The 23739-nt window shown below is 60.6% G+C and carries 21 protein-coding genes, 1 pseudogene and 1 riboswitch; of the genes and pseudogenes, 10 read left to right on the top strand and 12 right to left on the bottom strand.

Going from position 1 to position 23739, the window contains the following annotated elements; genetic code table 11:
* The first annotated feature begins 42 nt into the window (after positions 1-42).
* The 6 genes and pseudogenes from HGP12_RS04370 to HGP12_RS04345 all read left to right on the top strand — a co-directional run bounded on the left by HGP12_RS04370 (position 43) and on the right by HGP12_RS04345 (position 6050).
* Complete coding sequence (locus HGP12_RS04370; RefSeq protein WP_168838438.1) at positions 43-828, top strand: ThuA domain-containing protein; 786 nt, start codon at positions 43-45, stop codon at positions 826-828.
* An 8-nt stretch (positions 829-836) separates the two neighbouring features.
* Positions 837-1880, top strand: coding sequence for a Gfo/Idh/MocA family protein (locus HGP12_RS04365; RefSeq protein WP_168838439.1), 1044 nt, complete (start codon positions 837-839; stop codon positions 1878-1880).
* A 143-nt stretch (positions 1881-2023) separates the two neighbouring features.
* Positions 2024-2851, top strand: a complete 828-nt coding sequence (locus tag HGP12_RS04360; protein WP_168838440.1) for a class I SAM-dependent methyltransferase — start codon at positions 2024-2026, stop codon at positions 2849-2851.
* A gap of 64 nt (positions 2852-2915) precedes the next feature.
* Positions 2916-3003, top strand: a riboswitch (Fluoride riboswitch).
* 115 nt (positions 3004-3118) lie between these two features.
* Entirely contained in the window at positions 3119-4489 is a 1371-nt protein-coding gene (locus HGP12_RS04355; protein WP_168838441.1) for a voltage-gated chloride channel family protein, read from the top strand.
* Between the two features lie 24 nt (positions 4490-4513).
* Positions 4514-4902, top strand: a pseudogene (gene crcB / locus HGP12_RS04350) (fluoride efflux transporter CrcB).
* A gap of 302 nt (positions 4903-5204) precedes the next feature.
* Positions 5205-6050: an aspartyl/asparaginyl beta-hydroxylase domain-containing protein gene (locus tag HGP12_RS04345; RefSeq protein ID WP_168838442.1), complete on the top strand. Its 846-nt coding sequence runs from the start codon at positions 5205-5207 to the stop codon at positions 6048-6050.
* A 187-nt stretch (positions 6051-6237) separates the two neighbouring features.
* Here HGP12_RS04345 and HGP12_RS04340 read toward each other — a convergent pair whose 3' ends face one another.
* Complete coding sequence (locus tag HGP12_RS04340) at positions 6238-9561, bottom strand: thiamine pyrophosphate-dependent enzyme (RefSeq protein WP_168838443.1); 3324 nt, start codon at positions 9559-9561, stop codon at positions 6238-6240.
* 225 nt (positions 9562-9786) lie between these two features.
* Complete coding sequence (locus tag HGP12_RS04335; RefSeq protein WP_168838444.1) at positions 9787-10782, bottom strand: sterol desaturase family protein; 996 nt, start codon at positions 10780-10782, stop codon at positions 9787-9789.
* A gap of 131 nt (positions 10783-10913) precedes the next feature.
* On the opposite strand from HGP12_RS04335, the gene aac(6') reads away from it, so the two are divergent.
* Positions 10914-11354, top strand: coding sequence for an aminoglycoside 6'-N-acetyltransferase (aac(6'), locus tag HGP12_RS04330; protein ID WP_168838445.1), 441 nt, complete (start codon positions 10914-10916; stop codon positions 11352-11354).
* Positions 11355-11380: 26 nt separating this feature from the next.
* Here aac(6') and HGP12_RS04325 read toward each other — a convergent pair whose 3' ends face one another.
* On the bottom strand, positions 11381-12043 hold the full coding sequence (locus tag HGP12_RS04325) for a GNAT family N-acetyltransferase (RefSeq protein WP_168838446.1): 663 nt from the start codon (positions 12041-12043) through the stop codon (positions 11381-11383).
* 29 nt (positions 12044-12072) lie between these two features.
* Entirely contained in the window at positions 12073-12756 is a 684-nt protein-coding gene (locus HGP12_RS04320) for a pyridoxamine 5'-phosphate oxidase family protein (protein WP_168838447.1), read from the bottom strand.
* A gap of 94 nt (positions 12757-12850) precedes the next feature.
* Between HGP12_RS04320 and HGP12_RS04315 the strand changes: the two genes are divergently transcribed.
* Complete coding sequence (locus HGP12_RS04315; protein ID WP_168838448.1) at positions 12851-14278, top strand: PLP-dependent aminotransferase family protein; 1428 nt, start codon at positions 12851-12853, stop codon at positions 14276-14278.
* Here the strand turns inward: HGP12_RS04315 and HGP12_RS04310 are convergent.
* Positions 14268-15131 carry a helix-turn-helix domain-containing protein gene (locus HGP12_RS04310; RefSeq protein WP_168838449.1) on the bottom strand — a complete coding sequence of 288 codons (864 nt, stop codon included), beginning with the start codon at positions 15129-15131 and terminating at the stop codon, positions 14268-14270. The genes HGP12_RS04315 and HGP12_RS04310 overlap by 11 nt on opposite strands.
* Positions 15132-15265: 134 nt before the next feature.
* On the opposite strand from HGP12_RS04310, the gene HGP12_RS04305 reads away from it, so the two are divergent.
* On the top strand, positions 15266-16201 hold the full coding sequence (locus HGP12_RS04305) for a phytanoyl-CoA dioxygenase family protein (RefSeq protein ID WP_168838450.1): 936 nt from the start codon (positions 15266-15268) through the stop codon (positions 16199-16201).
* A gap of 157 nt (positions 16202-16358) precedes the next feature.
* Here the strand turns inward: HGP12_RS04305 and HGP12_RS04300 are convergent, their stop codons facing one another.
* From HGP12_RS04300 to HGP12_RS04275, 6 genes are all read right to left on the bottom strand, one after another.
* A complete protein-coding gene (locus HGP12_RS04300) occupies positions 16359-16940 on the bottom strand; it encodes a histidine phosphatase family protein (RefSeq protein ID WP_168838451.1) in 582 nt (193 codons plus the stop codon).
* A gap of 131 nt (positions 16941-17071) precedes the next feature.
* Positions 17072-17278 (bottom strand): hypothetical protein, encoded by a 207-nt coding sequence (locus HGP12_RS04295; RefSeq protein ID WP_168838452.1) that lies wholly within the window; start codon positions 17276-17278, stop codon positions 17072-17074.
* Positions 17275-18021: a COG4280 domain-containing protein gene (locus tag HGP12_RS04290; RefSeq protein ID WP_168878680.1), complete on the bottom strand. Its 747-nt coding sequence runs from the start codon at positions 18019-18021 to the stop codon at positions 17275-17277. The genes HGP12_RS04295 and HGP12_RS04290 overlap by 4 nt, the downstream gene beginning before the upstream one ends.
* A 133-nt stretch (positions 18022-18154) precedes the next feature.
* A complete protein-coding gene (locus tag HGP12_RS04285) occupies positions 18155-19054 on the bottom strand; it encodes a MurR/RpiR family transcriptional regulator (RefSeq protein WP_168838454.1) in 900 nt (299 codons plus the stop codon).
* A gap of 158 nt (positions 19055-19212) precedes the next feature.
* A complete protein-coding gene (locus HGP12_RS04280) occupies positions 19213-20250 on the bottom strand; it encodes an LLM class flavin-dependent oxidoreductase (protein WP_168838455.1) in 1038 nt (345 codons plus the stop codon).
* Positions 20251-20514: 264 nt separating this feature from the next.
* Positions 20515-22194, bottom strand: coding sequence for a phosphoethanolamine transferase (locus HGP12_RS04275; RefSeq protein ID WP_168838456.1), 1680 nt, complete (start codon positions 22192-22194; stop codon positions 20515-20517).
* A gap of 226 nt (positions 22195-22420) precedes the next feature.
* On the opposite strand from HGP12_RS04275, the gene HGP12_RS04270 reads away from it, so the two are divergent.
* Positions 22421-22807 carry a response regulator gene (locus HGP12_RS04270; RefSeq protein ID WP_168838457.1) on the top strand — a complete coding sequence of 129 codons (387 nt, stop codon included), beginning with the start codon at positions 22421-22423 and terminating at the stop codon, positions 22805-22807.
* Positions 22808-22818: 11 nt separating this feature from the next.
* On the opposite strand, the gene HGP12_RS04265 is transcribed toward HGP12_RS04270, so the two are convergent.
* Entirely contained in the window at positions 22819-23604 is a 786-nt protein-coding gene (locus HGP12_RS04265; protein ID WP_168838458.1) for a phosphatase PAP2 family protein, read from the bottom strand.
* Between the last annotated feature and the right edge of the window lie 135 nt (positions 23605-23739).

Here is a 23739-nt window from a genome sequence, read left to right as displayed (position 1 = left end):
GCATAACCCATTCAATTTCAATGGTATAAGAGGAGTGCCGTAATGACTATTCGTGCCGTCGTTTGGGGCGAGAACATTCATGAGCAGACAAACAAGGTCGTCGCCGAGATCTATCCGGAGGGCATGCACAACACCATCGCCAAGGCACTGAATGCTGATGCCGGTATCGAGGCGACCACCGCAACGTTGCAGGAGCCGGAACACGGTCTCAGCGAAGCCCGTCTGAAGGATACCGATGTCCTTTTGTGGTGGGGCCACAAGGATCATGGCGCCGTCAAGGACGAGGTCGTCGAGCGCGTCGCCAGGCGCGTGTGGGAAGGCATGGGCCTGATCGTCCTGCACTCCGGCCATTTCTCCAAGGTCTTCAAGCGCCTGATGGGCACGCCCTGCGCGCTGAAATGGCGCGAAGCCGGTGAGCGCGAGCGTCTGTGGGTCATCAACCCCCGCCATCCGATCGCAGCCGGCCTCGGCGAGCATTTCGAGCTTGAGAACGAGGAAATGTACGGCGAGCAGTTCTCCGTTCCCGAGCCGCTGGAAACCGTGTTCATCTCCTGGTTTCAGGGCGGCGAAGTCTTCCGCTCGGGCATGACTTGGCGCCGTGGTGCCGGCAACATCTTCTATTTCCGTCCTGGCCACGAAACCTATCCGACCTATCACAACGGCACCGTTCAGAAGGTTCTGATCAATTCCGTGAAATGGGCTCATAACCCGCTCGGCACCCAGGCCAGCATCCATGATGCGCCGAACGTTCCCGTCGAAAAGGCGCTGGAGCCGATCGTCGAGCGCGGCCCGAAATTGCACCAGGCCGGCGAAGCCGGTTATCGCTGAGGTATCATATGCGTCTCATAGTAGTTGGCACGGGCGGCATGGCGAAGAACCAAGTGGAGCATTTCGCCCGCATCCCTGGCGTCGAAGTCGTGGGCGCCGTCGATACGGACGCGACAAGACTCACCGCCTTTTGCGATACGTTCGATATTAAGAAGCGCTTTTTGTCGTTGGACGAGGCCATCGCCTGGGGCGAGTTCGATGCGGCGACCAACGTCACGCCGGACAAGGCTCACCATCCGACGACCCTGCCGCTGCTTGCCGCCGGCAAGCATGTTCTCTGCGAGAAGCCGCTCGCGGAGAATTACGAAAAGGCACTTGAGATGACGGAAGCTGCCGAAAGGGCAGGGGTCATCAACATGGTCAACCTCACCTATCGCAATGTCGCGCAGCTGCAGAAGGCGCGCGAGATGGTGATCTCAGGCGAGATCGGCACGGTCAAGCATGTGGAGGCGTCCTACCTGCAGAGCTGGCTCGTCTCCAAGGCCTGGGGCGATTGGCGCAGCGAATCCAAATGGCTCTGGCGCCTGTCGACCGGCCACGGTTCGAATGGTGTTCTGGGCGACATCGGTATCCACATCCTCGATTTCGCCGCCTATGGCGCAGCGACCGATATCGATCACGTCTTCGCCCGCCTCAAGACCTTCGCCAAGGCGCCCGGCGAGCGCATCGGCGAATATACGCTCGACGCGAACGACAGTTTCTCGATGTCGGTCGATTTCGCCAACGGTGCGCTCGGCGTCGTGCATGCGAGCCGCTGGGCGACGGGGCATCTGAACGAGCTGAAGCTGCGCATCTACGGCGAGCGCGGCGGCCTGGAAGTGTCCCACAGCCCGAACGGCTCCGAATTGCGCGGTTGCCTTGGCGACGACACCGAAACGGCGACGTGGAGGGTGCTCGAGGTGCCACCGGTCCTGACCAACTACCAGCGCTTCGCCGAAGCTGTCACGACCGGCAGCAGCCAGGACCCGAGCTTCCGCCATGCGGCTAACTTGCAGCGCGTGCTGGATCTTGCCATGGTAACGGAAACCGAGCGGCGCGAACTGAAGGTCTGATGGCTACAGCGCCGCGCATCCCATGTGACGCGCAAAGGTCGCTGTAGTATTTTAAATCTGCCGCATAATTTTATCCTTAAATCGATTCCGGTTTAAGGAAATATGCAGTAGGCCACCTTCAGGCAAAGCCTTGGGAGTGATGCATGTCTACCGAGGAAAAAGTTGCCAGCCACTACACGCACGGATCGCTGGAAACGGCGATCCTGCAAACCCTTGCGGCCGACGGCAAAGACATCGAAAACCTGCGCATTCGCGATCTGGCCGGTGTCGATGAGTTCCATCTGGGGCGACATGCGGCGACGGTGGATTTCGCGAGGGATCTCGATCTTTCCGCCGGCCTGCGGCTTGCCGATATCGGATCGGGGCTCGGCGGGCCTGCGCGCCATTTTGCCGATTCCTATGGATGCATCGTCTCGGGCATCGATCTCACCGAGGAGTTCGTCCAAGTCGCCAATTCGCTGACGGCCCGCTGCGGTCTGGCGGATCAAGTCTCCTTCCGGCAGGGGAGCGGTTTGGCACTGCCCTTCGAGAGTGGCGGCTTCGACCGGACGACGCTCATTCATGTCGGCATGAACATCGAGGACAAGGCGAGGCTGTTTTCCGAGGTCAGGCGCATTCTCAAGCCGGGCGGCCGCTTTGGCCTCTATGAGATCATGCAGATGCGGGAAGGCGCGCTGCCCTATCCGATGCCCTGGGCGATGGAGCCGGAGACGAGTTTCGTCTGCAGCCCCGATGTCTATCGAAATCTGCTTGATGAAGCCGGCTTCAAGGTGGAGCTGGAGCAGGATCGCAGTGCTCTCGCAATCCGGCTGGCCCATGAAGCGCGCGCCAAGGCTGCGGCGGGCGAGGAGCGGAACCAGGGGGGCCGTATCCTGATGGGGCCGCGGGCTGGTGAGCGCATGAGCAACGTCAATATGTCGGTGGAGGGTGGCCTGCTTGCTCCGATCGAGATGATCTCCAGAGCCATTTGAGGCGATTGCGCCGAATGCAGTTCGTCACGGTACATTGACAGCGGTGGGCCTATTTCTATATGGAAATTCCGACGGTAATGGATTTCTGCCGGGCCATGGTGGCCGAACCGCTGCTCTGATTTTCCAGGGAAGCTGATGACTCCTACTCAACGCGCCTAAAAGGCGAAGGAGTAGAGTCATGCCTGTCTTCCTGCCGTTATCCCGCCTATGTTTCTTATGCACTGTCCCCGGAAGACCGTCCGTCGGCTTCGCGGGAGGGGCAAACTGATGTCCGCATCCGCCTATTTTCATCATCGCTTTCAGCAGTTTCGCAGCCTCTTCAAATGGATCCTTCTCGTCGTGCCGATGGCGGTCGTCGTCGGCTCGCTTTGCGCCCTGTTTCTGTGGAGCCTGGACGAGGCGACGACGGCGCGTTTCGAGTATCCCTGGCTGATCTTCCTGATGCCGGTTGCCGGTTTCCTGATGGTGCTGGTCTATCAGCACTTCGGCCGCGGGTCGGAAGGCGGCAACAATCTGATCGTCGACCAGATCCACGAGCCCGGTGGTGGCGTGCCGCTACGCATGGCGCCCTTCATCTTGGTTTCGACGGTCCTGACGCATCTGGTTGGCGGTTCGGCCGGGCGCGAAGGGACGGCGGTGCAGCTCGGCGGCAGCATTGCCAGCGCCTTTGCCAAAGTCTTCCGGCTCAGCCATGCCGAGATCCGCATTCTCCTCATGGCGGGCATCGCCGCCGGCTTCGGCGCGGTCTTCGGCACGCCGATCGCTGGTGCAGTCTTCGCTCTCGAAGTCTTGACGATCGGGCGCATGCAATATGAAGCGCTGATCCCGAGCCTTGCGGCGGCGATCACAGCCGATTGGACCTGCCATGCCTGGGGTATCGAGCATATCCAGTATCAGATCGGCTACCTAGCCGGCACACCGGCCAGCACCTTCCATCTCGATGCCTTGCTGCTCGTCAAGGTCAGCATCGCCGGCGTGATCTTCGGCCTGATGGCGCGCTGCTTCAGCGAGGTCTCGCATCGGGCGTCCGCGGCGTTCAAGCGGTTGTGCGCCTATGCGCCGCTGCGGCCTGTCATCGCCAGTGCAATCCTGATCAGTCTCGTCTACCTGCTCGGCACGCGGCAATATCTCGGACTAGGTGTCTGGTCGCCCAATCCTGGCGATGCGACGATCCTAGGTTTCTTCGATCCCGCCCATGCCGATTACTGGAGCTGGTTCTGGAAGGCCGTCTTCACGATCGTGACGTTGAGTGCCGGCTTCAAGGGTGGCGAAGTGACGCCCTTGTTCTTCATCGGTGCTGCACTTGGCAATGCGCTTGCCGCCATTCTCGGCGCGCCGGCCGATCTCTTTGCCGGGCTGGGCTTCGTCGCCGTCTTTGCCGGGGCCACCAATACGCCGCTTGCCTGTATGATCATGGGTATCGAGCTCTTCGGCGCGACGCACACGGTCTATCTCGCCGTCGCCTGCTTCCTTGCCTATATCTGCAGCGGTCATACCAGCATCTACCTGTCGCAACGGCTTGGCGTCGCCAAGGGGGCCGCCGCCGGTAATGTCCCCGCCGACACGCCGCTTCGCCATATTCGGGAGCGCGGTTTGGAGACGCGGCGAGAAAATGCCCATAAGACCGGAAAGGTTTGACGCCAAGGACGGCTGGAAGTTGTCGTGCTCTATCTTGTCGTGTTTCTCGGTGCCGGATTGGGCGGCGCATTCCGTCTCGGTATCAACGAACTCGTCGCCCGCCTGCTCGGGGTCGAATTTCCATTCGGCACGCTCATCATCAATATCCTCGGAGCCTTCGTCATGGGGGCTGCTGACGGAATATTTCGCCTTTCGCGGCGGTATGTCGCAGGAGGTGCGATTGTTTCTGACGACGGGCGTTCTCGGCGGCTTCACGACGTTTTCGACCTTTGCGCTGGAGAGCGTCGTTCCATGGGGCGCGGCCAATGGATGCCGCCATCGCCTATATCGGCCTGTCCGTTTTCCTGCCGATCGGGGCTCTGATGGCAGGACTTGCAATTGTCCGGCTAATAATTCAGGCTCAAACGGCATAGTGATTGGGGGTCGGCAGATTTCGCCGCATTTTTGCCGATTCCGAGGTGAAACCCTCTCGAGAATCGCGGGGATTCATTCCACGACAAACCACCGCTCGTCGCGAACGGACTCTCTTGCGAAATTCGACTTATCAACTCATATAAACGCCTATTAAGATCACCGCATAACACAAGGAGTCGGGCGTCGATCAGGATAAAGACGGGCAAGCATTCCCAATGACAAGCCTGTTCTCGCTCCGGGATTCGCATGCGGATTCCCCGGCAAAATTTCCTCCCGGACCGCACCGCCCCAAAAGACAGACATGACGGAGAGTCCCTTGAGCGCACCTGCTCCCACTTCCAACCAATCTCCTGTTCCGGAACAAACCTTTGGCACCGCCGGCATCGCGCCGATGGAGCGCGCGAGCGCCATGACGCGCTTTTTCATGGGCATTGTTGCCTGGGCCGAAAGCCTCAATCTGAAATATGCCAAGCTCGGCAATCCGCCGGTCTATGACACCGCGACCTTCCCCTGGGCGGCCGAGATCGAGAAGGATTATCCGGCCATCCGCGCCGAGCTGGAAAAGGTGCTGCTGCGCCAGAGCGAGCTGCCGACCTTCCAGGACATCTCGACCGACGTGAAGACCATTTCGACGGATACGCGCTGGAAGACCTTCTTCCTTCTCGGTTTCGGGGTTAAGTCCGAGCAGAACATCAAGGCATGCCCGAATACCTGGGCAGCCGTGCAGAAGATTCCCGGCCTGACGACGGCGATGTTCTCGATCTTCGAGCCGGGCAAACATCTTCCCGCCCATCGCGGCCCCTATAACGGCGTGCTTCGCCTGCATCTCGGCCTCATCGTACCGGAGCCGAACGAGAAGCTCGCCATCCGCGTCGACAAGCAGGTTTGCCATTGGCAGGAAGGCAAGGCGCTGATCTTCGACGACGCCTATGAGCATGAAGCCTGGAACCACTCCGACAAGACCCGCGTCGTGCTCTTCGTCGATTTCGTCAAGCCGCTGAAGTTCCCGGCCCGTATCGTCAACTGGGCTTTGATGAACCTGGCGATCTTCACGCCTTTCATCAAGGAAGGTCTCGACAATCACAAGGAATGGGAAAAGAAGTTCTACGCCGAAGCAGAGGCGCTCAGGAATCGGCCGAAGCCCTAATTTCATCGGCTGATGACTCTAGTAAAAACCCCGGAATCCGTAAGGATTCCGGGGTTTTATTTTGTCGATCAGACGCAGCGGTTAAGCAGGCTTATTCGCCTCTTCGTGTCTTCTTCTTCGTAGCACTCTTCTTCCGGCTCAGCCGCAGCGGCTTTACCGTCGAGATTGCCAAGCAGCGCCGAAATGGCTACTTCACCGTCCGCACAATTGCAGCGCCCGCCGTCATGCCGCCGCCGAAGGCAACGAGGCCGAGATTGAGCGGCTCGGAGTGTTCGCTGGCGACATGCAGCATGGCAAGCGGAATGCTGGATGAGCTGGTGTTGCCATAGGTCTCGATGACGCTCAGGGCCGGGCGGCCGCTGCGCTTGGCAATCGTATCGATGATGCGCTGGTTGGCCTGATGCGGCACCAGCAGATCGAGATTGGCAAGCTCGATGCCCGCATCGACGCAGGCGTTTTCGATCGAGCGGGTCATCGAATGCACAGCTTCGGTGAAGACCGCGCGGCCGTTCATCGCGATTACGCCGTCGTCCGGCAGCGGAACGTAGAGCAGATCGCCCGGCTCCGGCCGGCCGCTGACGATCGGTCGGCTTGCGGTGAAGAGCGGATTGCGCGCCATGTCGCGGCTGGTCACGAGACTGGCCGTGGCGGCGTCGCCGAAGAGGATCGCCGTGGAGAAGTCGTTCATGTCGAGCAGCGGCGACAAGACTTCCGAGGTGATGATGAGCACCTTGGCATCGTTCTGCTGCGCAATGAAATCATAGGCCTGCTGCAGCGCGTAGAGATAGCCGGAGCAGGCTGCGCCCATATCGTAGGCGGCAAGCGAAGGCCGCACGCCATCTTCGGCAACGGCAACCGCGACGCGGCTTGCGAGCGACGGCGTGGCGATATCGGGCGTGCCGGTGGCGGCAATCACCAGATCAATATCGTGGATCGAGATCTGGTTCTGCCGCAGGAGATCGCGCGCAGCCTTCGTGGCGAGGCTCAGCGTGCCTTCCTCAGGCCCGACCCAGAAGCGACTCTTGATGCCGGTCAGCGCGAGAATCTCGTCAGCGCGGCGGTTCGGCCAGTTGTGGATGATCTCTTCATTGGTGATACGGCGGGCGCCTGTCGCGAAACCGATGCCGTTGATGACAACTTCGGAGAAGCTACCGGTATGGCGGCGCAGCGCCGGGATGACATGCGACTTCAGACGGCGCAGCACGAATTTGTTCTGGATTTCGGAGGCGAGTGCGAAATTCTGCTCGCTCAGATCGCGATTGGCGTCAACGGTCAGAAGCGGACTGTCCGTGGCGATCTGGTCGCCGACCTTGGCGAAGACCTCCTGCACGACGCCGCCTATGTTGGCGCAAATCTCGACAGAGGCTTTCGTCGCCTCGACGACGGCAACGAGTTGGCCGACTTCGATCTTGTCGCCGGGCTTGACGAGCAGATCCGTCACCAGGACGTTTTCGTCGGCAGGGCCGGAGCCGATCGCCTTGATGGCGGCCGTCGGGCCACTATCGTCCTCTTCATGCCAGGTCACCTCGCATTCGAGGACTTCGGCCATCAGATCGACCAGCTTGCGGTAAGAGGGCAGGGTCTCGAGCTGGTTGCGGAAGTTGAAGGGGATATGGGCGTCCGAGCGGGCGAGCCTGCGCACGACAACGGGCACATCGGTCTTTTCTGTAACAGTGGCGACGATTTCCGCGCCCATGCCGACGGTGCGATTGTCCTCATGAACGACGATCAGGCGGCGGGTGCGCCGTGCGCTCGCCAGCACTTCCTTCTCGTCCCAAGGCGAGATCGAGCGGAGGTCGATCACCTCGACGGAAAAGCCCTGAGCCTCGAAGGCGCTTGCGGCATTGGCGCAGAGCGAAACCGTATTGCCATAGCTGACGAGCGTGATGTCTCGGCCTCTGGCGACATGGCGCGACAGGCCGGGATGGACGAAGTGCTTGTCGAGATCCTCGGAGGTGCGGCCGTCGGAATTGTTGAGAACGGCCTTGGGATAGAGGAACACCGTGGGGCGGCGCGACTCGAAGGCGGCGTTGAGAAGCCCGGCCGCATCGCCGGCGCTGGAGGGCATGACGACGTCGATACCCGGCGTATGCGCCAGCATTCCCTCGAAGCTCTGGGCGTGGAATGGGCCGAGGCCGGGCTTATAGCCGCCGCAGCTCACCATCAGGATGACGGGGGCTTCCCATGCGCCTCGGGTGCGCCAGAACATGCTGCCCATTTCCGAGACGATCTGGTTGTAGGCAAGCGGCAGGAAATCGGCGAACTGCAGGAAGGCGACCGGGCGTTGCCCGGCCAGCGCGCGGCCGACGGCTGTGCCGACGATGGTGGATTCGCTGAGCGCGGCGTTGCGCACGCGATCGGGATATTTCGTGCTGAGGCCTCGGGTGACACCAAAGACATCGCCCTTCGGATCTTCGATATCCTGTCCGAACAGGACGACGTCCGGGTTGGCGGCAAGCTGCTTGTCGAGAACGACATTCAGCGCTTCGCGCATCGTCAAGGTCGATACTTTTTCATTGCCGCGATATTCCGCTTTTCCCTTGAAGGAAGCGGGATAGGGAGCCTTCGCGTCCGGCTCGACCTTGGGGGCGTCTTCCTTGCGGGCGAGGGCGGCTTCCGCCTGGACCTCGGCCGTCAGGTCCTGTTCGATCTTCAGAAGCGTGTCGGCGTCGATGCCCGCCTTCTGCAGCATGGCCCGCAAGTTCGGCAGCGGGTCGCGCGAGGAGCCGGCCTCGATTTCGAGCAGGGTGCGATAGGTCTTCTGATCGTCGGCATTCGTATGATCGGACAGCCGCTCGACATTGAGGAGCACGATGCTCGGTGTGCGATTGTTGCGGCTGTGGCGGACTGCCTTATGAAAGGCCTCGCGCGACGCCCGCAGATCGTCACCCTCGGTGCGGATGATCTCGACGCCATAGAAGCTCGCGGCCGGGCCGCCGGGCAGGTCGAAGAAAGTCTGCTTGTTCGTTCTCGTCGAAATGGAGAAGCTGTTATCCTCGATGACGAAGACGACGGGATACTGGCCGCGCACGGCCTCGGCGACCGCTTCGACGAATTCGCCCTGCTGGGTGGTGCCGTCGCCGACGCAACAGACGGCAATCGGCATGCCGGGCTTGTGCTTCAGGGATGCGGCAACGCCGGCGGCGTGCAGCGCATTGTTGCCGACGGGGCCGACGATGGAGGTGATGTTGAGAGCGCGGGAGGAAAGATGCGCGCTCATCTGCCGACCGGCGGAGTGAGAGCTGGCTGTGGCGAGAAGGCTGGAGAAGAACTCACGAATGGGCATTCCGCGCGCCAGCATCAATGCCTTGTCGCGATAATGGAGATGCAGCCAGTCGTCGTCCTGGAGAAACTCGTTAAGCAGCGCCGTGGACTCGTGTCCGGCGCCGGAAACATGGAAATGTGCTATGCCCTGCTTGATGAATTCTCGCTCAAGCCGGTCTATTTCTCTGGAGACGAAAAATATTCTGTGAAGTTGCTTGAGGTATTCTGTCGTAAGCCTCCCTTCCATCTTAATGATTTTCCTAATCTTTCGTCTAAATCAACTGCAGGGACCTAGGTAGACCCCTAGGCTGCCTTTTTCAATACACGTTAAATGACAATATCTTCTCAGTTTGAAATCGAAATACGTGGATTGCCGGGCTGGAGTTTTTCGTGATGTTTCTATCCACAGGCATGCAACGATCAACGCACCCGTCCGCGCGCTGAGCGGCTGGTGCGTTTATCGAAAGCGATCTTAGCTCGATTTGCGGATCTTAGCGTTGCTGTTCCGCCTTGCCGCAGCTGCCTTTGCGGCTTGTTCTTCCTGAAGGATCAATTCCTTCGGCTTCTTGCCGATGATCTCCTTGCGGCCCTTCCTGGAGAAGGGTTGCGCGAGCTGGGCGAGGAAGCCCTTGGCGACCTTGCCGGTGATGCCGATATCCGTGGAGGAAGGACGCGTCGGATTGTAAAAGGTGCCGAGAAGCTGATCCCAGATCACGAGGTTTTCCCCATAATTCGTATTGCCTTCGGCAAGCACCTTCGAATGATGCCAACGATGCAGGCGCGGCGTCGAGAATATGAGATCGAGCGGGCCGGTCCGCATATCGACATTGCAATGCGTGAGCAGGCCGATAAAGGCCGTGACGGCACCAATCCATAGAAAGACGGGTAATGGTGCGCCGAGCAGATAAAGCGGGATCTGGCTGAGCGCGATCTTGAAGAGCGAGTCCATGAAATGGAACCGGCCCGTATTGATGACCCAGAGGCGCTCGACGCTGTGATGCAGCGCATGGAAACGCCAAAGCGACAGATGTTCGTGGGCAAGACGATGCGCCATGTAGAGGCCTAACTCGGCGATAAAGAGGCCAAGCGCTACCTGGAATATCAGCGGCCATCGATCCGGCCAGAAATGCGAGTGATAGCTGAGGACAGGCTGTGCGACTGTCGCCACCGCCATGGGAAACGAGGTACCGATTGCCGCTGCAATCTGCACACCCCCTTTGCTCAGCAGGGTATGGGCGACATCGTTGAAGGTTTCTCCGTCGCGTTTCAGCCAGGTTTTTTCATAGGGCATGAGCCATTCGAAGACCGCAATCACCGCCACGGTCGCAAGATAGACGACGTTGAACCAGAGGAGATGCATGTTCGACTCGAAGGCGAAATAGGCGCCGACCAATCCGGCGCAGAAGATTGCCGGCCACAACAGAGCTGAAACAGCAGCGTAGAGACGCGAACTGCTTTGAAATGTCATTCCATCATCCTCAGATTATGATCAGCGAAAATTGCGCGTGAGTATGCGCGATATGTAGCGTGATGATTGTGGAGTCGAAAGCGAAATTTTTCCATTCGCTGGCGACGGGTAGTTGGAAGGGAGGCCGAAGCATGCGGATAGAGAAGGCGGGACACGAGCATCTGGAGGGTTGGGTGGGCCTGCGCGCGGCGCTTTGGCCAGACGATTCGCTTGAACATCACCGCGCGGAACTCGCGCAGTTTCGCTCCAATGAAAACGGTATTGCCTTCGTGGCGATCGATGCTGCGGGTCATATTGTCGGTTTTGCCGAAGCGACATTGCGGCACGATTACGTCAACGGCTGCGAGACATCTCCGGTTCTGTTCCTCGAGGGCATTTATGTGCGCCCGGAAAATCGGCGCGAAGGCGTGGCGCAGGCGCTTTGCCAGGCTATCGCCGCCTGGGGGCGAGATGCCGGCTGCGTGGAATTTGCCTCGGATGCGCTGATCGACAATCTCGCGAGCCACGCTTTTCACGCCGCGCTCGGCTTCGTCGAAACCAGGCGCGTGGTTTATTTCCGCAAGCTGCTATAGTCGGGAGCCTCGGAGAGCAATTGTACTCAAGCGAATGTCAGCTTGGTCTTCTGCTGTCCAGCCGCGTCGAAATTCTCCGGGGCTAGCCAGCGTTCGTAGCCGGCCTTCAGGCGCGGCCAATCGGCGTCGGTGATGGCAAACCAGGCGGTGTCGCGGTTCTTGCCCTTGGCAACCATGTGCTGGCGGAAGATACCTTCGAAGACGAAACCGAAGCGTCCGGCCGCCTGCTTCGACTGTTCGTTGAGATTGTTGCACTTCCATTCGAAGCGGCGATAGCCGAGCGTATCGAAGACGTAGGATGCAAACAGATAGAGGGTTTCCGTCGTCACGCGGCTGCGGGCGATCGCGGGTCCCCAAAGGATGCTGCCGATCTCGATGACGCCATGCGCATTATCAATGCGCATCAGTGCCTGCCGGCCTTCCGCGCGTCCCGTGCGCTTGTCGATGGACGCGAAGAAGAGCGGGTCGGCGCTGGAGGCGGCTTTTTCGAGCCAGGGAGAAAAGGCGGCGTGATTGGCCGGCGCGTCTTCGAAAAGATAACGGAAACGGTCCTCCGCGCCGTGGGCTCGAGCCGAGGCATAGAGATCCTCGCCATGACGCGCCGGATCGAGCGGCTCGATCCGCACATAGCGGCCTTCAAGGGTAATCCGTTCGGGGCGGGGAACGCCCTTCCAGTTTGCAAGATCCATGTCAAAGTCCTTTGGTCATCAAATGCAGCCTAGCCGAGCCGGCCGGATTGTATCAAGTCCGCGAGGGATTGTGGCAGTTCCATCCCGTCGGGCAAGCCAGGCGCCGGTTGCGGCGGCAACAGACGGCTTTCGATGGGCAGGACACCGGCCCAGACGGGATGATTGGCCTCGTCCATATCGCCAGGCGGGCCGTTGCGGATCTTGGCTGAGGCCTCGTCGATTTTCATTCGCAGCACCGAGGTCGCCTTGACTTCCTGCCTGGTCATCGGCCTCAAGCTGTCCCAGCGACCAGGAAACAGGTCCTCGACAAAACGGCGCAGCGCATCGGTCTTTTCCTCGAGGTCGTCGACCAGGCGGGCCGTGCCGAAGACCATCGCAGAGCGATAGTTGACCGAATGGTTGAAGGCGGAGCGGGCGAGCACATAGCCGTCCATGATACTGCAGGTCAGGCAGACCGGCATATCTTCGGCAGCGCGCAGGAAGCGGCTGGCGGCGGAGCCATGCCAATAGACGTGATCGTCCTCCCGCCAATGCAGGGTCGGCGTCACATAGGGCGCGCCGTTGACGACATAGCCCACATGACAGAGCGGGGCGGCATCCAGAATGGCGTGAACGTCGGCATGGGCATGGCTGCCGCGCTTCGGGCTACGCCGCACGCGGGTGCGCTCGGTCGTCGGATAGGTGTCGGATGCGAGCGGATAGTGATCGGTCATGTCTTCCTCGTCGATTGACCGTTGATCTCTGCCAGCAAAGAGGTAGGTTATAAACAGCCAGTTTCTTGATGTTGAGCAGACCAGTTGAGGTTTCATGGCATCGGTGGCGCAATGGCCGGCACTCGATCGGACTTCGGGTGACTTGGAGGGCCAAGTTTATCGCCTGATGCGCGATCGTGTCCTTCACGGACAGATCCCGACAGGGCAGCGCGTGCCTTCGACGCGGGCAATGGCAATCTCGCTTGGCGTTGCGCGTTCGACCGTCGTCAACGCCTATGATCGCCTGAAAGCGGAGGGCTATCTGCTCTCGGCGACGGGTGCTGCAACGCGCGTCGCGGCCTTCCCGGCTGCACCGTTGTCTGGAGAGGTCGCCGCACCGCCGCCGAACCAGCCCCGCGTTACGGAATTCAAGACCGGAGGATTGTTCGAACCCGGCGTGCCGGATGTGTCGGCTTTTCCTCACGCTGCCTGGGCGCGCTGTCTCGGCGCTCGCGGCCGTTCTCTCCGGGTGCATGATCTCGGCTATAGCGATCATGGCGGCGTTCGCGAGTTGCGCGAAGCCATCCTCGATCATATTGCGGCGACGCGCGGCGTGGTTGCCCGCCCCGAACAGGTTTTGATCGTGCCGTCGACGGGTGCTGCGATCGGGCTGCTTTCGAGCGTGCTGATCCGCGCCCGTGAGCCGGGCGGCGACGTGGTCTGGATGGAGGATCCCGGCTATGCCACTGCGCAGGCGATCCTGCGGATGGCTGGAGCCAGCCTCGTGCCGGTGCCCTGCGATGCCGAGGGCATCGATATCGCGCGAGCTGCCGGGCCGTCTCCACGGCTGATCTATGTAACGCCCTCGCATCAATATCCGACCGGCGTCACCATGAGCCTGCCGCGTCGTCTCGCTCTGCTCGAATTTGCCCGGGCCAACGGCGCGATCGTGCTGGAGGATGATTACGACAGCGAGTTCCAGTATGCGTCGCGCCCGATCGCCGCCTTGCAGGGCATCGATCGCGGCGAGGTGGTCGTCTATGTCGGCACTTTCTCGAAGACGCTCGCGCCAGGCTTGCGTGTTGCCTATGCCGTCGTGCCCTCCCGTCTGGTGGCGGCGACCGAGGCGGCGCAGCGGCTGAGGGGCGCCGTCGTGCCTGTTCATATCCAGGCGGCCCTTGCCGATTTCATGCGCGAGGGACGGTTTCGCGCGCATCTGAGGCAGATGAACGCGATCTATGCGGAGCGCATGGCGGCGACTGTCTCGGCATTCAAGCGTCACTGTGGCACCCAGCTGGAGGTGGGAGCAGGCGGCGGCGGGTTGCAGCTGGCGAGCTGGTTCCGCGATATAAAGACCGATGATGTCGCCCTCGCGCGGACCATCAACGCCAACGGTTTCGCTGTGCGGCCTATATCGGCGCTGTGCCTCGGCCCCGCAAGGCCTGGATTGCTGCTCGGCATCGCCCGCATGGAGGCGCAGGCTGCGGATACGGCGGCTGCCAAAATTGGCAGGTTGCTCGCGACAGTGTCCGTCAGCGCCTAAGAAACATTGCCCGATATTCGCGCGGGGTCATGTCCTTCAGCGCCTTGAACTGCCTGTTGAAATTGGCAAGCGAGGCATAACCGACGGCATCGCTGACGTGGTGGATCGCCTGATCGGTGGAGGAGAGGCGAGCGCAGGCGTCGCCGATGCGCATGCGCATGAGATAGTCCGATATCGTCCCGCCGGTGTGGCGGCGAAACATGCGGTGCAGGCCGGAGACGCTGAGGGCCGCGACATCGGCGAGTTCATCAAGGCTGATTGCGCGGGCATAGTGAAGATGCATATGCGTCAGTACGCGGTCGATGCGCTCACGGCTTTCCTTGAGATCCGGTGCCTGTGCCGGCGCGCTGGCGAGTGGCGTTGCCTGCCGGTCTTCCGCAACCCTCACCAGAATGCCGAGCAACGCTAAAAGGCGCTCCACGGGCGGCCTTTCGAAAATGGTTTCGAAGGCGGGGCGGACGGCGGCGGAGGTCGTCTCGGAAAAGTGCAGGCCGTTGTCTCCACGCTGCAGCATCGCCTCGATCGATCGGAATTCGACGGCACCGTCCGTCATCTGCAACAGCCATTCGCGATTGAACCAGAGCACGAGCGCGATATGCGGCGTCTGTTCCTTGATCTTGGCGCGCGAAACCCAGCTGTGCGGTAGATTAGGTCCGACAAGAACGAGGTCACCGTCGGCATAGTCGCCACTGTGATCGCCGATGAAGCGCTGCCCGATGGAGTTCAGCGTCAGCGTCAGCTCGAATTCCGGATGATGATGCCATTGGAAGGGGATGCAGTCGTCGAGCCGGCGATTGAGCATGCTCCAGGATGCTTCCGGCGAACGGGGCAAAACTTCGAGATAGGGCCTCATTGGGCGTCCATAGCGCTAGAGAGGCCAGAATAGTATCAGAATTGGCCAGAGCCAAGCAACATCGAAGCGGCGCTTACAGCTACAACTTTCTCCGTCACCCGAAACCAAAGGGGCCAGCGAGATGGAGGAAACCGATGCAGCCTGCCTTGAAACGAGACGCTCACCCGACCGCATCAGCGGTCACGGCGCAATTGAAGGATATCCGGAAGACCTTGCCGCTCAGGGTGCTGTCGAAGGACGATTGGCAGCATTGGATCACCAGGGGTTATGTGATCGTGCGTCAGGCGGTGCCGGCGGTGAATGTCGAGCGGCTTGCCGACGTTTTATGGCATTTTGACGAGAAGGACCCGAGTGACCCTTCCACCTGGTATGCGCCGCAGCGGCGCGAGCACAAGATGAAGGAGCTCAACAATACCGGGATGCTGGAGATCTACAATCACCAGTATCTCTGGGACAATCGCATGGAAAAGCGGATCTACGATGTCTTCGTCGATATATGGGATCGGGAAGATCTCTGGGTCACGATCGATCGTGCCAACCTCAATCCGCCGAAGAAGGTGAAGGGTAATCCGAACGGCTTCATCCACTGGGATGTCGACACCTCGATCCGCCCGCTGCCGATCGGCGTCCAGGGTGTTCTGAGCCTGAAGAAGCAGGATGGCGATGTCGGCGGATTCCAGTGCGTGCCGGAGCTCTTCGAGCATTTCGAGGAATGGGAAAAGACGCAGCCGGAAGATCGTGATCCGATGCATCCCGATACGACGAGCCTTTCTGTCGTCAATATCGATATGGAGCCTGGCGATCTGATGATCTTCAACTCGCTACTCGCGCATGGGGTCCGTCCCAACCATTCCGACAATCGCGTTCGCATGGCGCAGTACATCTCCATGCATCCGGCGGAATACGACAACGTCGCCGAGCGCGAGGAACGCATCCGTCTGTGGCGCGAGCTCGACCATCCGAAGCGCGATGCCTTTCCCGGCGACCCCCGCGAATGGGAAAAGCACAATGCGACGACGGCCCAACTGACGCCGCTGGGCGAGAAGCTGCTGGGGCTCAAGGCCTGGTAAGCGGCTGCAAGATGACGTCTGGAAAACATCGAGCGGCCTGGAGCATGATGCCGGAAAGTGTGAACGATTTCCGGACAACATCATGCTCCAATTTCCAGAATCCCCTCCAGGGCCGCTCGAAACGTTTGTGGAGATGCGGCGGGTCGGTGTGCGTCCGTCACATCTGGTTCCAGCGGCGGATGACCGGCTCGGTCAGGTCATGCTCGTAGCCGAGCACGCTGATGCTTGTGGTATCAAGGGCCAGATGCGCGCCGCCTTCCGGCGGCAGGCCGACCCAGCGGGCGGCGAAGACGCGCAGGAAATGGGCGCTGGAGAAGATCAGGACGGAATCGCCGATGCCGCGAAGTTCGCCGATGATCCGGTCGGCGCGCGCGCCGACATCGGCCGCCATTTCGCCATTCGGGCAACCATCGCGAAAGATCTGCCAACCGGGGCGTTCGGCGAGGATCGCCTTGGTGGTGATGCCCTCATAGGCGCCGTAATCCCATTCCGCCAGATCCTCCTTGACGACGCGCCGGTCGCCGAAGCCGGCTAGCGCGCAGGTGTTTTGCGCGCGTTGCGATGGGCTGGACCAGACGGCGGCGAAATCGATTAGGGGTAGGCGACCCACAAGCTTGCGGGCAGCTTCCTCGCCGGCGGCGGTCAGGGGAATATCGGTCCGGCCGGTGTGCCTGCCGGAAAGGCTCCACTCCGTCTGTCCGTGCCGTACGAGGTAGACTTCGGGATAGGCGCTGCTCATGCCGTTTCTCCTTTTCGCTTGACGTGCGGGATTCTTCGCATCTGCCAAAGTTTCTGTCGAGAACTAAGGCCGATCGGCGCGAAACATCACATCCGCCTGCAAATCCAAGGCTTTGCAGGCGGATGTGAATCTCATCGTTTCACGGCGCGCCGGATGCTGTAGAGCAGGATGGCGAGGCAGCCGATCAGCAGGAGAAGGCCGCCCGCGAGCGGCGGCATGGCGAGAAACTCCACCGCTCCGGCAATGACGAGGATAAGGATGAGGCAGAGCGTTGCAAGGCTGCCGTCGTCGATGAACATGCCGATGAGCTCGGACAGGGCGATGCGGAGGATGGTCATTGGGCTGCCTTTGCTGTCGGGTTGCCGCGCAGGCCGCGGATGATGGCGTAGGAGGCGAGGGAGACGATCGCGAAGATGGCGATCAAGGCCAGATCCTCTCCCGGCCAATGCGCGCCGATGCCTTCGCCGGTCCAGAAGATGCCGAAGCTGGTGAGCATGAGGCCGACGACGAATTTGAGGGTATTTTCCGGCACGCTGGCAAGCGGGCGGTGGACCAGCAGCCCTATCAGCATGACAAGCACGAAGGCGGCAAGTGCGCCGAGGCCGGCATAGAGCGTGAGGCCATGGGCGCCGCCGACCGCGATGACGATGAACACCACTTCGACGCCTTCCAGCAGCACCGCCTTGAAGGCGGCGAGGCCGGCGAGATAATCGGCGCGGCGATCGGTGGACTGCGCCTGTAATGCGGCGGTTTCCTTGGAGAAGGCCGCTTCCTCGTCATGCAAGGCGATGACGCCGAGCGAGCGGAGGATGGCTTTGCGCAGCCAGCGCATGCCGAAGAGGATGAGGAGGACGCCGACGACGAATTGCAGCATCTCGATCGGCACCAGCGCCAGCAACGGCCCGAAGATGAGAACAAGGACCGCCAGCACGGCAAGGGCAAGCGCTGCACCCGTAAGAGCCGGACGCCAGCTTCTCGTGACACCGACGGCAAGCACGATGGTGAAGGCCTCCACGACCTCGACGAACGAAGCAAGGAAGGATGCCGTCACGGTGGAAAGAATAGGTGTTAGGCTGTTCATGAAATGAATCCTGGATGGCGGTTAGGGATTTGAATTTGCGAAATATTTCCCCGAAAGTTCTTCTTGATGTCCTGGACCAGCTTGCACAGGGTAGAGGGTCGACCTGCTTCGAGCCCAGCGGTTGGTCCGCGGCTCACTTGCGTTTCCTCGTGCCGCGCTTGCTCCACGCCTTGTCGATCGCGCCGCGCAACTGGCTGAGCTGGTCAAGACTGTCGATGGCTGCTTTCTTGCCCTTGGCCGCCAGCGCGACGATCAATGCCTCGATCAGCACCATCGTGCCGGCATGCATGGCGAGGTGGCCGGCATTGCCGCGTGGGACCGGGAGAACTTCCGCGACCTTATCGACAGTGAACGGGCCAAGATCATCGCTGATAAGAATGACCGGCACGCCATGCTTGCCGGCGTGTTCCAGCAGCACCTCGACCTCGCGATAGAGCGGGGCGTAGGCCATCATCAGCACGACGTCACCTTTGCCTATCCAGAGCAGGCGGTCCGCCAGAGCGATGCCCGACGCCGAAAGCGCGTGGGTCGGAAGGCCGATGCGGTTGAACTGCAGGCTGACATAATCCGCCATCGCGCCCGAAGGACCGATGCCGAAGACATGGCGCCCCCCAGCGCCTGCCAGAATATCGACGCTGCGTTCGAAGCTTGCGGCAAATTCCTCATGTCGCAGGACGTCCAGGGCCTGTTCGTGCATGCCGATAACGTGGCGAAGCGCGTCGTTCGCCTGATTGCCTGTTTCAGCCAACGTACGCTCCATCCGCGTTCCGGGTGAAGGCGTTCCCGTCAGCTCCGCAAGCACGGCGGCCCGCAGCGCCGACAGGCTTTCGAAGCCGAGGGTGCGCGCTGTGCGTACGACGGTTGCGTCGCTGGCGCCGGCGAGCTGCGCGATCTGGGCAGCCGAGTTCAGCAAGGTTGCCTGCTTCTGGTCAATGAAGAAGCGGGCAATGCGTTGCTCCGCAGGCGCCAACGTTTCGATCACGCCGAGAATGCGGTCGTCGAACGTGTGAGGCTTCTGCGTCTTCTCTTCCATCGGCGACTTTGGCTCGTAGTAAATGCTACCAATAACACTATCCGTAGCATTTACTGCATGAAAATGACAGCGCAAAAACAACAGGCGCCTCGCTGTATTGCGAAGCGCCCGCTGATCCGATCGATCATCAAAGGCGAGGGTGAGGCACCCGGCTGCGACTATCCCGCCAGCGCGGCGCGCACGGCCGGGATCACCTTCTGGCCATAGAGTTCGATACAGCGCAGCATCTTGTCATGACGGAGTGCGCCTGCGCTGTATTTCAGCTGGAAGCGGCTGATGCCGAGCGTCTTGACGACGGGGGCGAGCTTGGCGGCGACCGTTTCCGGCGAGCCGACATAGAGCGAGCCCTTTTCGATCTCGCTGTCGAATTCGGCCCGCGTCATGGGCGGCCAGCCGCGCTCGCGGCCGATGCGGTCGCGCATTGCCTTGAAGCAGGGCCACAATTCCTCGCGGGCCTGTTCGTCTGTCTCGGCTATATAGCCCGGCGAATGGATGCCGATCGGCTTGATAGGCTTGCCCAGTTGCTCGAAGGCGCGGTGATAGAGGTCGACATAGGGCTGGAAGCGGTAGGGGCTGCCGCCGATAATCGCCAGCATCAGCGGCAGATCGTAGTGCGCCGCGCGCACCACCGATTCCGGGCTGCCGCCGACGCCGATCCAGGTCTTCAGCTGGCCGCTCTCGATGGTCGGAAAGACTTTCTGATTGCGCAGCGGCGGGCGAATGCTGCCCTCCCAGTTCACCGGCTCGTTCTTGAGCAGGGCTGCGAACAGATCGAGCTTTTCCTCGAACAGCTGCTCATACTGCGACAGCTCGAAGCCGAATAGCGGGAAGGACTCCGTGAAGGAGCCGCGGCCGAGAATGACTTCGGCGCGGCCGTTCGAAACCGCGTTCAGGCTGGAGAAGCGCTGGAACACGCGGATCGGATCGTCCGAGCTCAGCACCGTCACGGCCGATCCCAGATGGATTTTCGAGGTTCGGCTGGCAATGGCAGCCAGGATCGTCTCGGGCGAGGAGACCGCGAAATCCTCGCGGTGATGCTCGCCGATGCCGAAGAAGTCTATCCCAAGCTGATCGGCAAGGACGCCTTCCTCGACGACATTGCGCAGCACCTGCGCATGCGGCAGCGGCGTACCCTTGTCGTCAAAGGTCACGTCGCCAAAAGTATCGAGTCCGAATTCGACATTGTGTGTCGGCATGATTTTTCCTGTCATGTGTCGAAGATGATGTTGAGACAGCATGTAGTGCCGTCGCTGCTCATCAACTACCCGGAAAGTTTCGGCTGAAACCTTCGAGGAATTCGATATGCCAGGATACGGGTTGGCGTTGCCTTCGGCGAAGCCGGCGTCAATATTGGCAATGTGGAAAACGAGCGGACGATCCGCGAGCCGAAGCGGCTTTGAGGGATATTGAAAGCTCGGCGGCCCCATCGAAGCAGGGGCCGCCGGCTATTGTGCAGTCCGTCAGTTCAGCGCGAGCTTGTTCGATGGCGTGCGGCAGGCGGCGAAGACGTCCAGCTTGGGATCGTAGACTTTCGTCGACACGTCCATCATGCCAAGAACGCTGTGGAAGATGTTGTCGTGGGAGTAAGTGCCCTCGGCAGCGCGCTTGGAGAGGCAGGCCATGTCGAAACCGGCTGCCTTGGCGAGATCGTCTGCCATCCACACCAGCATCGGCACCTGCGTCTGCTGCGACGGGGCGATGATATAGGGTGTGCCGTGCAGGTAGATGCCGTTCTCGCCGAGAGATTCGCCGTGATCGGAGAAATAGAGCACGGAGCCGGATACCGAATTCGAGCGTTGTTTCAGCTTGTCGATGACCATCGAGACGACGTGATCCGTATAGAGGATCGTATTGTCATAGGCATTGGTGATTTCTTCTTGCGAGCAGGCGCTGAAATCGTTGGAACGGCAATCCGGGCGGAAGCGGCGGAATTCCTCGGGATAGCGCTGATAGTAGGCCGGGCCATGGCTGCCGAGCTGATGCAACACCAGCACGCTGTCGCCCTTCACCTTGTCCAGCCAGCCGTCGATCTTGTCGACGAGGATCTCGTCCCTGCATTCGCCATCCTTGCAGAAGCGCGGATCGGCCGAGGGCGGCAGATAGGTGTAGGAGACACGATTGGTCACATTGTAGCTGCCGGTGTCGTTGTCGAGCCAGGTCACATCGACCTTCGCATGGGTCAGCACATCGAGCAGGTTTTCCGTCTCAAGCCCCTTGCGGTGCGTGTACTGCCCGTGCGTGTAGACCGAAAACAGGCAGGGTATGGAGGTTGCCGTCGCCGTACCGCAACTGCTGGTATTGGGGAAGTAGACGACATTGCGCTTTGCCAGTTCCGGATTGGTCATCTTGGCGTAGCCGCCGAGCGAGAAGCTCTGCGCGCGGGCGGTTTCGCCGGCAACGATGATCGTGACGCGCGGCTTGCCGCTATCGACCACGCCGACCCTGCGAGCATCCGTGCCCAGCGGCTGCGCGACGACGTTTGCGTTCTTTTGGGCATCGATTGCGTAACGCACGGCGCTGGTGATCGGGACGACCGGATTAAGCGTATCCATCAGGTCGCGATGAGCGCGGCCGACGCCGGCATAGGTCTTGTAGTAGCTGGTGCCGGCAGCGACAAGGATCGCCGAGCAGGCGAGAATGACGGCGGTATTGTAGGCAAGCTTCTTGAGGATGGGGCGATGAACGATCCGGATCCACATGATGACAAGCGAGGGCAAGATGCCCGTCAGCAGAACATATGTCACGAAGCGTGTCGTGATCAGGTGCGCACTTTCCGCCCCCGTCGACACCGCTGCATTGCGGATCATCTCTTTGTCGATGATGACACCGAACTGATCGTTGAACCAGGAACATACCGATGCCACCAGCACGAAGAAGATCAGGGCGGGCTTGGTGAGATATTTGGCGGAAAAGAACGTGAAGAGCGCCATGATGCCGGCGGAAATGCCAATCACGAAGGCGGCGAAAGCGGCAGGTTCAGCAATGAAATAGCCGTATGCCTTGATCCAAAACATCCGGTTTGTCACAAGGAGTACATAAGAAGCGGCTATGAAACAAAGCGTGACGCTCCCGATGGCTGGCCTGAATATTTGCCGGCCGGGCGTGGCGTTTCTGTTGGTCAATAGTCTTTCTCCGCGCATCTGCTGCCGGTCGGGGCGGAAATGCCACTACTGCAGGGTGCGTTTTGGCTGCCAAAGCCGGCCACCATGGTGATCGATCCTGACATCTACCTGAACGGCGAGTTGTTGTGCAGGGCTGTTTCGAGCCCTGTTCGGATTATCTTTGCTTTTTGCCGGCCTCTCGCCCGCAGTTCAGGTCATCGTCAGAAATAGGCATCATAGCTGCCTGATTGCAACGGGGGCAATCGTGCGGCTCTTATTGATCGAAGACAATCCGGCCATAGGCAATGCCGTGCAGGATCATCTGCATGCCGACGGCTGGTCGGTCGACTGGTCGATCAATCTGGAATCCGCAACCGCCGCGGTCGCGGTAAAAAACCATGATGTGGTTCTTCTCGACCTTCGATTGCCGGATGGAAGCGGCCTCGACGTGCTGAAGCTTATGGAGGCGCGTGGCGATACGACACCGGTCGTCGTCATGTCGGCCTATGATCAGCTATCGGACCAGATGACCGCCATGAGCATCGGCGCCGTGGACTATCTGGTGAAGCCCTTTGCGCTCGCCGAGATGGCGGTTCGTGTGCGGAAGGCAGCCTCGCGCAGCGGGCTGATCAGCATGCGCAATGTCAGCTGAGTGAGCGTTTTTCAGGATTGAGTCGATCTTGCCGACCGCAGGAAGTCGATCATCGCGATGACTGCGGCAAAGACGACAAGCGACAGCAGCCAACCCAGGACAGCATCGGACAAGTAATGCGCCCCGGTCATCACGCGCATGACGGGCATCATGATCGAGACGATCGCGAGCGGAATGCCGAGCCGGAGGCGCAGCTGTGGCGGCAGCAGCAGTATGAGACAGAGCAGCCAGCCGCCTGACGATGCTTCCCCGGAAACGAAGGAGCAATTTCCAAGGCACCGGCCGGCAAACGAACCTGCCTGGACGAAATCGAGCGAACCGCCGAAGAGATCAGTGCTGCGCGGCCGCGGCCTGCCGGAATAGCTTTTGAGCAACGTGTTCACGATCAGCCCGCAGCCGATTGTCAGCGATATCAAGGCGGCGACATATCGATCCGTTTTCAGTGTGCGCCAGTCGGCGCCACGTTTGCGCCAGGACGAAATCACGGTCGCGACCAGGGTGACGGCAGCGATGTAGGGCAGAGCAAGCGTCACAGCCCGCATGATCTCGAAAAGAGGATTCTTGGCGAGAGCAAAGACCCCGCACACTTTTCCGGGAAAGCTGGCTGGTCCGGGAAGGATGGCTGGCGCGCAGGGTGTCGCGGTGAAGACGCGCTTGGCGACGAGGAGATCGATACCGGGAAACCGGTAGAAGACAAACAGCAGCAGCCACCAAAGCGTGAAGAGCGCGAGAAACGCGACGAGAGATCTGCTTACCGGCGCGGTCCGTTTTGTGTAGGCAATGGAATTATCGAACATCGGGAAGCCGGCCACGGTCTGAACAAGTTCAAAACGAGCGCCCGTCCGCGTTTTGCAAAACGCCAGGACGGCCACCATCGAGCGTCCAGTACGACAGAAGGCTGACAGCAGCCTGAAAGATAAAATGCTTAAGAA

The sequence above is a fragment of the Rhizobium sp. P28RR-XV genome (genome assembly GCF_012641385.1).
Taxonomy (GTDB): Bacteria; Pseudomonadota; Alphaproteobacteria; order Rhizobiales; family Rhizobiaceae; genus Rhizobium.
Note: the sequence above shows the minus strand (reverse complement) of the source record. Positions and strands in the feature narration are given on the sequence as shown.

Excerpts from the sequence above, each read along its gene's own strand:
- HGP12_RS04325 (WP_168838446.1), bottom strand. The coding sequence starts at position 12,043 with ATGGATCTTGCAAACTGGAAGGGCGTTCCCCGCCCCGAACGGATTACC.
- HGP12_RS04265 (WP_168838458.1), bottom strand. The coding sequence starts at position 23,604 with ATGTTCGATAATTCCATTGCCTACACAAAACGGACCGCGCCGGTAAGC.
- HGP12_RS04315 (WP_168838448.1), top strand. The coding sequence starts at position 12,851 with ATGGCATCGGTGGCGCAATGGCCGGCACTCGATCGGACTTCGGGTGAC.
- HGP12_RS04360 (WP_168838440.1), top strand. The coding sequence starts at position 2,024 with ATGTCTACCGAGGAAAAAGTTGCCAGCCACTACACGCACGGATCGCTG.
- HGP12_RS04365 (WP_168838439.1), top strand. The coding sequence starts at position 837 with ATGCGTCTCATAGTAGTTGGCACGGGCGGCATGGCGAAGAACCAAGTG.
- HGP12_RS04295 (WP_168838452.1), bottom strand. The coding sequence starts at position 17,278 with ATGACCATCCTCCGCATCGCCCTGTCCGAGCTCATCGGCATGTTCATC.
- HGP12_RS04290 (WP_168878680.1), bottom strand. The coding sequence starts at position 18,021 with ATGAACAGCCTAACACCTATTCTTTCCACCGTGACGGCATCCTTCCTT.
- HGP12_RS04335 (WP_168838444.1), bottom strand. The coding sequence starts at position 10,782 with ATGACATTTCAAAGCAGTTCGCGTCTCTACGCTGCTGTTTCAGCTCTG.
- HGP12_RS04285 (WP_168838454.1), bottom strand. The coding sequence starts at position 19,054 with ATGGAAGAGAAGACGCAGAAGCCTCACACGTTCGACGACCGCATTCTC.
- HGP12_RS04340 (WP_168838443.1), bottom strand. The coding sequence starts at position 9,561 with ATGGAAGGGAGGCTTACGACAGAATACCTCAAGCAACTTCACAGAATA.
- HGP12_RS04370 (WP_168838438.1), top strand. The coding sequence starts at position 43 with ATGACTATTCGTGCCGTCGTTTGGGGCGAGAACATTCATGAGCAGACA.
- HGP12_RS04275 (WP_168838456.1), bottom strand. The coding sequence starts at position 22,194 with ATGCGCGGAGAAAGACTATTGACCAACAGAAACGCCACGCCCGGCCGG.
- HGP12_RS04345 (WP_168838442.1), top strand. The coding sequence starts at position 5,205 with ATGACGGAGAGTCCCTTGAGCGCACCTGCTCCCACTTCCAACCAATCT.
- HGP12_RS04300 (WP_168838451.1), bottom strand. The coding sequence starts at position 16,940 with ATGAGCAGCGCCTATCCCGAAGTCTACCTCGTACGGCACGGACAGACG.
- HGP12_RS04280 (WP_168838455.1), bottom strand. The coding sequence starts at position 20,250 with ATGCCGACACACAATGTCGAATTCGGACTCGATACTTTTGGCGACGTG.
- HGP12_RS04320 (WP_168838447.1), bottom strand. The coding sequence starts at position 12,756 with ATGACCGATCACTATCCGCTCGCATCCGACACCTATCCGACGACCGAG.
- HGP12_RS04305 (WP_168838450.1), top strand. The coding sequence starts at position 15,266 with ATGCAGCCTGCCTTGAAACGAGACGCTCACCCGACCGCATCAGCGGTC.
- HGP12_RS04310 (WP_168838449.1), bottom strand. The coding sequence starts at position 15,131 with ATGAGGCCCTATCTCGAAGTTTTGCCCCGTTCGCCGGAAGCATCCTGG.
- HGP12_RS04355 (WP_168838441.1), top strand. The coding sequence starts at position 3,119 with ATGTCCGCATCCGCCTATTTTCATCATCGCTTTCAGCAGTTTCGCAGC.